10 protein-coding genes and 1 pseudogene are annotated in these 11,705 nt (G+C 44.2%); 3 read left to right on the top strand and 8 right to left on the bottom strand.

The features are described from left to right. Both QZZ55_RS08480 and QZZ55_RS08475 read right to left on the bottom strand, forming a co-directional pair. A pseudogene (locus QZZ55_RS08480) lies at positions 1 to 891 on the bottom strand (phosphate ABC transporter permease); the annotation flags it as partial. A gap of 143 nt (positions 892 to 1,034) precedes the next feature. Continuing rightward, positions 1,035 to 2,006 carry a phosphate ABC transporter substrate-binding protein PstS family protein gene (locus QZZ55_RS08475; RefSeq protein WP_293266890.1) on the bottom strand — a complete coding sequence of 324 codons (972 nt, stop codon included), beginning with the start codon at positions 2,004 to 2,006 and terminating at the stop codon, positions 1,035 to 1,037. A gap of 242 nt (positions 2,007 to 2,248) precedes the next feature. Here QZZ55_RS08475 and QZZ55_RS08470 point away from each other — a divergent pair, with 242 nt between their 5' ends. After that, the gene (locus QZZ55_RS08470) at positions 2,249 to 2,638 is read left to right on the top strand and encodes a hotdog domain-containing protein (RefSeq protein ID WP_293266889.1); all 390 of its coding nucleotides are present in this window, start codon (positions 2,249 to 2,251) and stop codon (positions 2,636 to 2,638) included. Between the two features lie 5 nt (positions 2,639 to 2,643). On the opposite strand, the gene QZZ55_RS08465 is transcribed toward QZZ55_RS08470, so the two are convergent. After that, positions 2,644 to 3,234, bottom strand: coding sequence for a DUF938 domain-containing protein (locus tag QZZ55_RS08465; protein WP_293266888.1), 591 nt, complete (start codon positions 3,232 to 3,234; stop codon positions 2,644 to 2,646). Between the two features lie 82 nt (positions 3,235 to 3,316). Beyond that, complete coding sequence (locus tag QZZ55_RS08460) at positions 3,317 to 3,880, bottom strand: lysophospholipid acyltransferase family protein (protein WP_293266887.1); 564 nt, start codon at positions 3,878 to 3,880, stop codon at positions 3,317 to 3,319. A 116-nt stretch (positions 3,881 to 3,996) separates the two neighbouring features. Between QZZ55_RS08460 and QZZ55_RS08455 the strand changes: the two genes are divergently transcribed. Continuing rightward, positions 3,997 to 4,362, top strand: coding sequence for a VanZ family protein (locus QZZ55_RS08455; RefSeq protein WP_293266886.1), 366 nt, complete (start codon positions 3,997 to 3,999; stop codon positions 4,360 to 4,362). 14 nt (positions 4,363 to 4,376) lie between these two features. Here the strand turns inward: QZZ55_RS08455 and uvrD are convergent, their stop codons facing one another. From uvrD to QZZ55_RS08440, 3 genes are read right to left on the bottom strand one after another with little or no spacing between them, the layout of a single operon-like run. Next, a complete protein-coding gene (gene uvrD, locus QZZ55_RS08450) occupies positions 4,377 to 6,590 on the bottom strand; it encodes a DNA helicase II (RefSeq protein WP_293266885.1) in 2,214 nt (737 codons plus the stop codon). A gap of 48 nt (positions 6,591 to 6,638) precedes the next feature. Beyond that, positions 6,639 to 7,616 (bottom strand): homoserine kinase, encoded by a 978-nt coding sequence (locus QZZ55_RS08445; protein ID WP_293266884.1) that lies wholly within the window; start codon positions 7,614 to 7,616, stop codon positions 6,639 to 6,641. A 4-nt stretch (positions 7,617 to 7,620) separates the two neighbouring features. Then, on the bottom strand, positions 7,621 to 7,905 hold the full coding sequence (locus QZZ55_RS08440; protein ID WP_293266883.1) for a DUF2782 domain-containing protein: 285 nt from the start codon (positions 7,903 to 7,905) through the stop codon (positions 7,621 to 7,623). A gap of 101 nt (positions 7,906 to 8,006) precedes the next feature. Here QZZ55_RS08440 and polA point away from each other — a divergent pair, with 101 nt between their 5' ends. Continuing rightward, positions 8,007 to 10,757: a DNA polymerase I gene (polA, locus tag QZZ55_RS08435; protein WP_293266882.1), complete on the top strand. Its 2,751-nt coding sequence runs from the start codon at positions 8,007 to 8,009 to the stop codon at positions 10,755 to 10,757. Positions 10,758 to 10,970: 213 nt separating this feature from the next. Here polA and yihA read toward each other — a convergent pair whose 3' ends face one another. Further along, on the bottom strand, positions 10,971 to 11,624 hold the full coding sequence (gene yihA, locus QZZ55_RS08430; protein WP_293266961.1) for a ribosome biogenesis GTP-binding protein YihA/YsxC: 654 nt from the start codon (positions 11,622 to 11,624) through the stop codon (positions 10,971 to 10,973). Positions 11,625 to 11,705 lie beyond the last annotated feature (81 nt).

Genomic DNA, 11,705 nt, shown 5'->3' with positions numbered 1-11,705 from the left:
CAGCATTTGGAAGTTGGTGATGTTACCTTTACTGGCTTCAATCACTTGTGTTGTTTGTGGGCCATCTTCAGCTTTAAGGTCAACAACGGCAAGTGTGCTTTTGCCTGCTACCAGTAACCAGCGTCTGTCTGGAAACAATAAGAGCTTTTGAGCTTTTAGGTTAAATTTAGGAAGTGCTTCAGACTCCGTTGTCGTCTCAATTTCACCTGTCATCATGTTTTCTTCGACAGATATTTTTGTTTGCGTCAGACCGGTTTCATCGCCACCGATTAAATTCCAATTCTCTTCAGTATGAGAGATACCTAACAGTTTAAGGGGGTTGTTGCCAATATGAATTGGAGCCTCGCCTAAAGGGTAAACTAAAGAGGGGGTAATAACGCGCTCTCCATCTGGATATGAAGAGGTATAGTTGTGTTGAATGACTAGTGCATCACCGTTGCTGAAACCGATAGCAAATTGTCGTAATGGGTCAGAGATAGTTGAAAGGCCAGTAATGCTGCTGTTAGCTGGGATATTAATAGTTTCTGATTTAATAACCGAGCCATTCAAGGTATTGAAGAAGACGACTTCCCCTTGATCAGTAACGCGTACGCCAATTTCAGCCTGCTCTTCCATGGATAAATACAAGGTGTTGCCACTGCCTGGAACGGGGTAGCTTTCTACGACCTGCTCGTTTTGCTGCCATGGTTGCACTTTGGCTGATTGAAATAACGGCATCACTTCATAAAGTAAGTAGAAGAAAATCAGAAGAATCGCAACAATGACACTAATGCCACCTACCGCAATACCACCTGACGCTAGCTTATCCTTAAGTGCACGAAACTTGCGCATTCTTAGCTGGGCAGGCGTGTTGAAGTCAATTTTAGGAGCTGATGTGTTTTCAATGCTCATGGGAAATGTAGTCCTGATGGATCCATGATGATAGTGGCTACAGGGTAAGCAAATTATGTGACAATAATGTTACAGAGTGTCATAAACGCAAAAAGGGAGTGTCCAAAGACACTCCCTATATAGCGGATCTAGTAGGCTGTTTTTTACAGTCCTAGATCAGCCATCTGTTTAGCAACAACTTTTGCTGGTAATGGGATGTAGCCATCTTTCACAACGACTTCCTGGCCTACTTTAGCCAGTACCATTTTCAGGAACTCAGACTCCATTGGAGGAAGAGCAGTGCCTGGTTTTTTGTTAACATAAACGTATAAGAAACGAGACAGTGGGTAAGCACCGCTGACTGCATTTTCTGGTGTCGCTTCTACAAACTTACCGCCTTCTTTCTTAGCCAATGGTAAAGCGCGAACAGATGAAGTTTTGTAACCGATACCTGAGTAACCGATGCTGTTCAGTGAAGTCGATACTGACTGTACAACAGAGGCTGAACCTGGTTGCTCGTTTACATTGTTTCTGAAGTCGCCTTTACACAATGCTTTCTTCTTGAAGTAGCCGTATGTGCCTGACACAGAATTACGTCCAAACAGCTGAATGCTTTTATTCGCTAGAGCGCCTTTAACACCTACTTGCCCCCATGTTTTTGCATCTTTAGCTGCGCCGCATTTACGGGTTGAAGAAAAAATGGCATCAACCTGTGGGATAGATAATCCTTTAACCGGGTTATCTTTATGTGTGAAAACTGCTAACGCATCAATAGCGACAGCAACAGGCGTTGGCTTGTAGCCGTATTTTTTCTCGAATGCTTCGATCTCTTTATCTTTCATTTTACGAGACATTGGGCCCATGTTAGAGGTGCCTTCTGTCAGTGCTGGTGGCGCAGTAGAAGAGCCAGCCGCTTGAATCTGAACGTTAACATTTGGGTATACACGCTTAAACTCTTCAGCCCACAAGGTCATTAAGTTAGCTAAAGTATCCGAACCCACACTAGATAGGTTGCCAGATACACCAGAAGCCTTTGTGTAAGTTGGTAAATCAGCATCCAACAAGTCTGTAGCATTAGCTGTTAGGCATGTTGCAGTCATTGCTACAGCCGCGAATAACTTCTTCATGGGTTTCATTTTTCAGCTCCAGAAAAACTATCGGTTTATTAAATAAGTTGGCCGTAATATAAATGCAGTTTGTGACAAGAGTATGACAACTCATGCTAGCCAACAGAAAAGCAGGCGAAAGTCATCGAATTACTAGGAGTGACGTTTCAGTATCTGCTAATATTGTGGGACTGTTTTTAGACTTAAGTCTAGCGTTTCGTGTCAGCTTCTTTTAGCCGTCAAACATAACAAAATATTGAACAAGAAAAATAATGAATACTGAAAAATCTGAGTTAACCCCCCGTGGTGAATTATCATTAAAAATCCCTGCAAGTCATGCATCAACTAATGTCTTTGGCGATGTGTATGGTGGCTGGGTGTCTTCACAGGCTGTCCTGGCTGCCGAAATGCGCGCTGGAGGAGAGACCGCGGGTCGTGTTGCTACCGTATCTATTGGTGGAATGGAATTTATGTCACCAGTACTCGTGGGTACCATACTGAGCTTTTATACGGATATTGTCGAAGCGGGCAATAGTTCTATACGGATGAAAGTTGAAGTTTGGGGCCGCTGTCCTGATGGACGAGCGCTGCGTAAGGTGACAGAAACTGAATGTGTACAAGTTGCTATTAATGATGATGGACACATTCGCTCTTACGAATAAGTATCTCAGTTTGCCCGTTTCCATATAAGCAACTGGTTATTTGCAGGCATTAGGCAGTCTTCTACTAGTGATAGTCCTTGTGCTTGGGCTAGGCTATCAACAGCATCAAAATCACGAATTCCACTAGAAGGGTCCCGTGCTTTTAGCCATTGATCAAATGTAGCATTACTTGCTGAAGTGTAGGTGTTTAGGTAACGAAATGGGCCATAAACAAATAAATAGCCGTTTTCGTTTATACGTGCGCCAGCGCCTTTAAAAAACTGCTTTACTTCTTCCCAGCTCATTATGTGCAGTGTGTTTGCTGTATATACCCCATCATATAAAGTGTTTGGCCAAGCTTGGCTAACGTTTAGTTCGATGGGTGATAAAACTCCACGGGCAGCATACTGTTCCATGTTGATTTTTAGAGCGTCTAGGTAGTGCTCTTGGTCAGAGGGTTGCCAAGCGATGTGTTGATGGTGGGTACTTAGAAATAACGCATGTTGGCCAGAACCACTACCGACTTCAAGAATTGTTTTGCTGCAAGCAAGGTAAGTAGACAACGTGTCCAGTATTGCTTGTTTGTTGCGCTCGCACGCTTCGCTGTAGTTGAGCATCTGAATTGTTCTTCTTTTTATTGTTAATGTAAGTGGTTGTTAACGACTAAGACAAAAGAATAATAAAACAGTTTCGTTCCAGCTAGTTGAATAACGGTTTATAGAATGCATTTATTTCGACCATATCTTTGTCATAGTCACCACATGTTGATATGAACTTTCCAATGCCACCTCGTTTGTTTTTATAATCGACAAAGGCTAACGCGAGGGGGACTTGAGCACCATGAGCTATATGATAAAAGCCACTTTTCCACTGTTTAACACGCGCTCTAGTCCCTTCAGGTGCCATCATAATACGCAGCTCAGGCAACTCTTTGAATTTCTCGATGGTTGCGTCAACCATGTTATTGGAATGTGAACGGTCGACAGGTATTCCGCCCATCCAGCGCATTAAGCTGCCAAATGGAAATTTAAATATGCTTTGTTTACCTACCCAGTGCAGCTGTGTGTCTAGAGAAAAAGCAATCATTAAACTTAAAGGCATATCCCAGTTAGAGGTATGTGGGGCCGCAATCAAGACACACTGTTTAGTTTCTTGTGGCATACTCCCTACGACTTTCCAGCCTAATAGTTTCAGCGTAATTCGTGAAAAGCCACGTAGCAATGGGCGAGCAATGGGGGCAGTGAACATCGTTTTTTTCAGCATATTGGCGACAGCCTCGGACATTTATTATTTTTATTTTAGATGAAGAGAAGTATAACGGCATTACTCAATGAGTGAGAGCCACTTAAAAATCAGATGATAGAATAAAGAGGATAATAATGGGCAGGATTTTAACACAGCTGAATAGGTTTTGGCTGGCAATTACTTTATTGATACTGTTAGCTATTACGCTTCTTTCTTTATGGCCTGCAGGCAGTTTGCCGAGTGTTCCGGGAACAGATAAAAGTCACCATTTCATTGCATATGCGGGGTTGATGTTTCCTGTTGCCTTACGCCGGCCAAAGTATTGGATACTGATTGGGATATTTTTCATTGGGTGGAGCGGTGCTATTGAGCTGATTCAACCTTATGTAAACCGTTATGGAGAGTGGTTGGACATGCTAGCCAATAGCGGTGGGTTATTATGTGGAGTGCTATTGGCTTATATAGCTAACTTTTTCTTCCTTGGAAAGTCAGCTACTTGAGCGGAGTCGGGTCTTTAAACCGGCTCCAGTTTAGCAAATCCTAATACTAGCCACTTCATCCCTACATTCTCAAAGTTGACCTGTATACGAGCTTTAGGGCCTGTTCCTTCGCAGTTCAGAACGATGCCTTCTCCGAAGCTTTGGTGGCGAACTTGTTGACCGATATAGAGCTTAGGAGTGTCATCATCCATTTGAACCGAGTGTGGACTAAATTTGCTATTGGATGAACTGTTATAGTCATTTCTTGATGTCATCGGGCGGCTAACACTCGCGTTTAAACGTACTTCTTCGATCAATTCAGAAGGAATTTCCTGAATAAAGCGGGAAGGGCGGTTAAACGTTTCTTGGCCGTGCATACGCCTTGATTCGGCGTAAGTTAAAAATAGCTTCTGCATGGCACGGGTAATCCCCACATAGCAAAGCCGGCGTTCTTCTTCCATGCGCCCCGGTTCTTCAGCTGACATCTTATGCGGAAATAAACCTTCTTCCACACCACCGAGAAAGACCATCGGGAACTCCAATCCTTTCGCCGAATGCAAGGTCATCAACTGAACACTGTCTTGATGGTCAGCTGCTTGAGCATCACCGGCATCGAGAGCTGCCTGGTCTAGAAACGCTGACAATTCGTTTACATTTTCTTCCTCGGGACTCGCAACCCATTGCCCACTAAATTGCTTGGCTGCGTTGATCAGCTCTTCGAGGTTTTCTAAACGAGATTGGGCTTTTTCACCTTTTTCTTTTTTATGGTGATCGATCAAACCACTGAGTTGGATCGCATGATCAGTTTGTTCATTCAGCTCTGTACCAGTAGTGTCGGTATCGATCTGGTTAATCAGGTCTAAAAAGAGTTGTAGTGCTGTTAGCGCACGGGAAGGAAGCTTTTTATATTCAACGACCTCATTAGCAGCACGCCACATTGATACGTTTTCTGTGCGGGCTTGCTCTCGGACTGTTTCGATTGTTCGAGTACCGATGCCGCGTGTCGGCACATTAATGATGCGTTCCATTGCTGTATCATCATCACGGTTGGATACGAGACGCAGGTACGCCAAAGCATTTTTAATTTCTAAACGGTCGTAGAAACGATGGCCACCGTAAATTTTATAGGGCATGCCGCTACGGATGAGCGCTTCTTCTAGTACTCGAGATTGGGCGTTTGAGCGATAAAGTATTGCTGCTTCTGAGCGTAAGTTGCCTTCGTCAACCCACTTTTGGATCTGGCCGACAATAAAGCGTGCTTCATCTTGTTCGTTAAAGGCTGCGTAAAGGCTAATTTTTTCTCCGTCTTTACCATCCGTCCACAACTCTTTTCCTAAACGCCCGCGATTGTTTTCGATAACGGCATTGGCTGCTTTGAGGATTGTTTGTGTAGAGCGATAATTTTGCTCCAAACGTATAGTGTCTGCTCCAGGGAAATGTTCTGGAAGGTTTTGTATATTCTCAATGCGAGCACCGCGCCATCCATAGATAGATTGGTCATCATCACCGACGGCCATGAGCTTGCGATCATTTCCACAGAGTAGTCTTAGCCATGCGTATTGAATGGCATTGGTATCTTGAAACTCATCAACGAGTAGATAACGAAAGCGCTGTTGGTAATGTTTTAATAATGACGGGTTATGGTCGCGTAGCAGCTCCAAGCAGCGTAATAATAGCTCGCCAAAATCAATCATTCCGCCTCGGTCACATGCTTCTTCATAGGCTTCATACATACGAATCATTGTGATGTCATGTGGGTCCGCTGTTCGTTCTAGATGTCGGCTGCGCAGCCCCTCATCCTTTTGTGCATTGATGAACCACTGGAACTGGCGTGCGGGCCAGCGAGTATCATCTAGTGACATTTCTTTGCATAGTCGCTTGATCAAACGCAGTTGATCTTCGCTGTCCATAATCTGGAAGTTTTCATTCAGGCCTGCATCGCGCCAGTGGGCTCGTAATAAGCGATGAGCCAAGCCGTGGAAAGTACCCACCCACATACCATTAGGGTTAACACCCAACAATGTTTCTATACGGCCACGCATCTCACGAGCCGCTTTGTTGGTAAAGGTAACTGCCATGATGGAGTAAGGCGACATGTTTTCCGTTTGCACGAGCCAAGCAATACGGTGAACCAGTACACGAGTTTTTCCTGAGCCTGCACCGGCTAGTATTAATAAGTTTTGTACAGGTGCGGTTACGGCGCTACGTTGTGCATCGTTTAAGCCATCAATTATTGCAGTTACGTCCATCGGTACAGGTGCTTTCTCTATGAGTTCAGTGGAAAAACTACCTAGTGTTTAGTTAGGCAGGCTCGAAGGGGTTGCGATGCGATTGAGTAGTATACGTTTAAGCTCATCAGGGTCTTTAATCACCATGTCGCCACTTTGACGGCCTGCCTGTTCAATGCCACATGCCGGAATAAGTCGTGATAGCCAGAAGCGCATGGCAGCGGTACGGGTGAGCTGAGGCCATGCTTTGTATTCATCCGGGGTGAATGGTCTTTCTGCATGATAGGCTTTTAACAGCGCCTGCTCACGTTTAGAGTCTATTTTCCCATCGGGCAAAGTGCACCAATCGTTAGCGACGATCGCCAAATCAAACAGCAAAAAAGCAGTGGCCGCGTTATAAACATCAAGAATAGCGGATACCTGATTACCTTCAAACAGCGCGTTATCATGGAACATATCACCATGGATAATGCCCATAGGGAGCCCCCAAGGTTGTTCGCGCAATTCATCAAATAAGCAGACTTCTTGAGCAAGCAGCTCTCCATCTTCTTTGCTTAAGTGGCGTTGAATATTTTGACTTTCACGTCGCCACCAAAAAACCCCACGATGCGCTTGTCGGCGCAAGTAGAAATTTTCAGCAGCGAGATGAAATTTGGCCAAATGAGTTCCGATTGATGCGCAGTGCTCAGGCGTCAAATCTTGTTGAGCTACATGCTCGCCGCTAAAGCGTGGCTGTATTAGTGCCGGGCGGTTATGTAACTTTTTGAGTGCAATGCCGTTGCCATCCTTAAAAGGGAATGGCACAGGTAATTGTCGTTCAGCCAACCAAGTTGTGAGTTCTACAAAGAAGGGCATATCGTCCATGCCAAACTCTTCAAACACTGTCAGCACATATTCAGTTTGCTGATGGTCTTTTTCGAGCGTCACGAAGTAATTGGTATTTTCAATACCGCCTTCAATGCCTTTGTAGGAAACTAACTGCCCTAAGTCATACTGAGCGAGTAAGTTTGTCATGTCGTCTTGCGAAAGTTGTGTATATACGGCCACGTGATTACCAGCGAAAAATAACCCACTTAGGGATCAGGAGTGATGATTCTTCAATACGGACCATAGATCCATGTCCTTCTGAAGGAACCAGATAATAGGGCTTACCAACGGATGGCACCACTTTAATTTCTCTTAGCTCACCATTGATACGATATTCGTAATAGGTGGTATCATCCTGATGATGAATAGTAATGTCTGGCTGACCCTCTTCAGGATCGCCAGGTACACCTGCGGCAAAAGCGGTAACTGACATAAAAAGTGCCAGTAATATCAGTAAATGTTTACTCATTCTTCCATACCCATTGGTTTGGTCGTGCCATTTTTACTATGATTGTGAGCCCGGACACTTGCTCTGTAAAGTCTCAGGGATAACTAACTGACGGATTGATAATGACCCAGCAACCAGCCCCCCTTATTTTAGTCGACGGTTCATCTTATTTATACCGTGCATTTTTTGCTTCTCAACAAGCGGATTTACGTACCAGCGATGGTACGCCCAGTGGCGCTATCCGTGTAGTTACATCGATGCTACGCAGCTTGATTAACCAACACCCTGAAAGCCGTGTCGCTGTTATTTTTGATGCTAAGGGAAAGACATTCCGTGATGAGATTTTTGCAGAGTATAAGTCGCATCGTCCTCCTATGCCGGATGATTTGCGCATACAGATAGAGCCAATACATAACATTATTCGTGCAATGGGGTTGCCTCTAATTGTTGAGGGAGGGGTGGAAGCAGATGACGTCATTGGCACTATGGCTTTGCAGGCGACTGAACAAGGCTGTGATATTTTGATTTCTACGGGCGATAAGGATATGGCTCAATTAGTGAATAAGCATGTCACCTTGATTAATACCATGACAAATACTGTAATGGATGAAAAAGGCGTTGAAGAGAAGTACGGCATTCCTCCTAATCTAATTATCGATTTTTTGGCATTAATGGGTGATAAAAGCGACAACATTCCCGGTGTGCCTGGTGTTGGAGAAAAAACGGCACTGGCATTATTACAAGGTATTGGGGGGATTTCAGAGCTATATCAACGTTTGGATGATATTGCTGAGTTAGGTTTTCGTGGCTCGAAAACGATGGCGAAAAAACTAGAAGAGAACCAAGGCGCCGCTGATCTATCGTATTTGCTAGCCACTATTAAAACGGATGTGCCGCTAGATTTTGAGCTTTCGGATATCAAGCACCCTAAACAGGATAAAGAGCAACTTCTGGAACTCTTCAATACCTATGAGTTTCGTAGTTGGGTAAAAGAGCTAGAAGAAGGCATTGAGGCGGCAGCAGTCGAAAAGGCCGCAGTAGCAGCAATGCCAGACATACCGAAAAACGTAAACTATCAGGTGATTACTGAGCAGGACGAACTAGATCGTTGGCTTGATAAGCTTAAATCTGCTGATCTTTTTGCCTTTGATACAGAAACGGACCGGTTAGATTATATGGAAGCGGAGCTCGTGGGTGTTTCTTTTTCAGTAGAGGCAGGAGAGGCTGCGTATGTTCCTTTAGCACATGATTATATGGGCGCACCGGGTCAGCTGGATCGAAACTCAGTTTTAGCGCAGCTAAAGCCGTTGTTAGAAAGTGATGCTCAGCAAAAAGTTGGTCAGCACATTAAGTTTGATATGAATGTGTTGGCTCGTTACGGCATTGAGTTGAAAGGCATTGCGTTTGATACGATGTTGGAATCCTATGTGTTGAACTCAGTGGCTACCCGCCATGATATGGATAGCCTTGCACAAAAGTATTTAGGTGTTAAAACGGTTACCTTTGAAGAAATTGCCGGGAAAGGTAAAAAGCAACTGACCTTTAATCAAGTAGATCTTGAACAGGCCGGTCCCTATGCGGCAGAAGACGCGGATATCACGTTGCGTTTACACCAAGCATTAAATGCTAAGTTATCCACAGAAGCATCGCTAAATCGTGTTTTTTCTGACATAGAGCGGCCGTTGATTTCGGTGCTATCTAAAATTGAGCGTCATGGCGCTAAAGTGGATGCAAACCTATTGGGCAAGCAGAGCCTAGAGATAGAGCAACGTCTTTCAGAGCTGCAGCGCTCGGTGCATGAGTTAGCGGGTGAAGAGTTTAATCTAGCTTCACCTAAACAGCTGCAAGTCATACTGTTTGAAAAAATGCAGTTACCTGTGCGTAAAAAAACACCTAAAGGCGTACCATCAACGGCCGAAGAAGTGCTACAAGAGCTGGCGTTGGAGTATGAATTACCGAAGTTGTTACTTGAGCATCGTAGTTTAAGCAAACTGAAGTCGACTTATACGGATAAGTTGCCCCTGATGATTAATAAGCGTACCGGGCGCATTCATACCTCGTACCATCAGGCAATAACCGCAACAGGACGACTTTCATCGACCGATCCAAATTTACAAAATATCCCAGTAAGGACCTTAGAAGGTCGTCGCATTCGTCATGCCTTTGTCGCGCCTGAAGGCTATAAACTAGTAGCTGTCGATTACTCTCAAATTGAGCTTCGTATTATGGCGCACTTGTCGGGAGATGAAGGCTTGCTAAATGCCTTCTCACAGGGCGAAGATATCCACAAAGCGACAGCAGCAGAAGTATTTAAAACAGAGCTTAGTCAGGTCACCGCTGACCAACGTCGTAGCGCAAAAGCGATAAACTTTGGTTTGATTTATGGAATGTCAGCTTTTGGTTTGGCAAAGCAGTTGGGTATTGGGCGTAATGATGCAAAAAAATACATAGAACACTATTTTGCTACTTATCCAGGCGTGCAAAATTATATGGAGGATATTCGCGACAAAGCCAAAACCCAAGGTTACGTAGAGACGGTATATGGACGTCGTTTATACCTGCCTGCAATCAATGCGAGTAATGCTATTCAGCGTCAAGCAGCAGAACGTACAGCGATAAACGCGCCTATGCAGGGGACTGCAGCAGACATTATTAAGCGAGCAATGATTAAAGTTGATCAGTGGCTACCTGAAAGTGGTTTTGACGCAAGTATGATTATGCAAGTACATGATGAGTTGGTGTTTGAGGTGAAAGCTGATCAGGTTGATGCGTTTAGTGTTCAGGTCTCTGAGCAAATGCAAGATGCAGCGGAACTTGATGTGCCATTAATTGTAGAAGCGGGAAGTGGCGAAAATTGGGAGCAAGCGCATTAATTTCAAAACAGTAAATTTTTTAAACAAAGTGGGAACTTAATCGATAACTCGGTGGTCAATAGTTATACACATCGTAAAAGTTCCCCTTTTCAGTATTCAGTACGGTAGTTAAGTACAAACAGTACCGATGTGTATACTTAAAGCAGGATGCATTACCCCAGATTTAGCCCTATCCCCCCTTCAGGGCTTTGTCTGGGGGTCTATTTACTTTCCTTAGCTTTCTTCTGGTTCTTCTTCGTATTCATCAAGACCTTGTGATAACCACTCATCCAAACGTGCGCTCAATGTATCAACACCAACGCGCTTTAAAGAAGAAAAAGACTGTACACTAACCTTATCGCCTAGGATTTGTGTCAGCTCTTTACGCAGAGTTAATACGATTGATTGGGCAGGGCCTCGTTTTAACTTATCTGCTTTAGTTAACAATACATGCAATGGAACGTGTGTTGATTTACACCACTCAATCATCATCAAATCAAATTCTTTCATGGGATGGCGAATATCCATCACTAGCACTACGCCTTTCAAGCTGTAACGCTGTTGTAAGTATTGATCGAGGTGCTTTTGCCAGTGCTCTTTCATGGCAACAGGCACTTTGGCGTACCCATAACCAGGCAAATCAACGAGACGTAAGCCTTCTATATTCAAGTCGAAAAAGTTGATAAGTTGGGTTCTTCCCGGTGTTTTAGATGTGCGGGCAAGTTTTCCGTTATTAGTAAGAGCATTTATAGCGCTGGACTTACCTGCGTTGGAACGTCCTGCAAACGCAACCTCTGCTCCGCTATCTTCTGGACACTGGCTCAATTTATCGGCACTGATCAAAAAACGAGCAGCGTTATAATGGATAGGATTCACGTTAGCAGTCATAGACTTTAGGTTACCTAAAGGGATTGGTTCTATATTAACCGTTCCAGTTTGTGTGGATATTAAGTTATAATGCCGCCAAAT

This window comes from Neptunomonas sp., from assembly GCF_016744175.1.
In the GTDB taxonomy this organism is placed as follows: Bacteria; Pseudomonadota; Gammaproteobacteria; order Pseudomonadales; family Balneatricaceae; genus Neptunomonas.
This window is presented reverse-complemented; position numbering and strand designations above follow the sequence as displayed.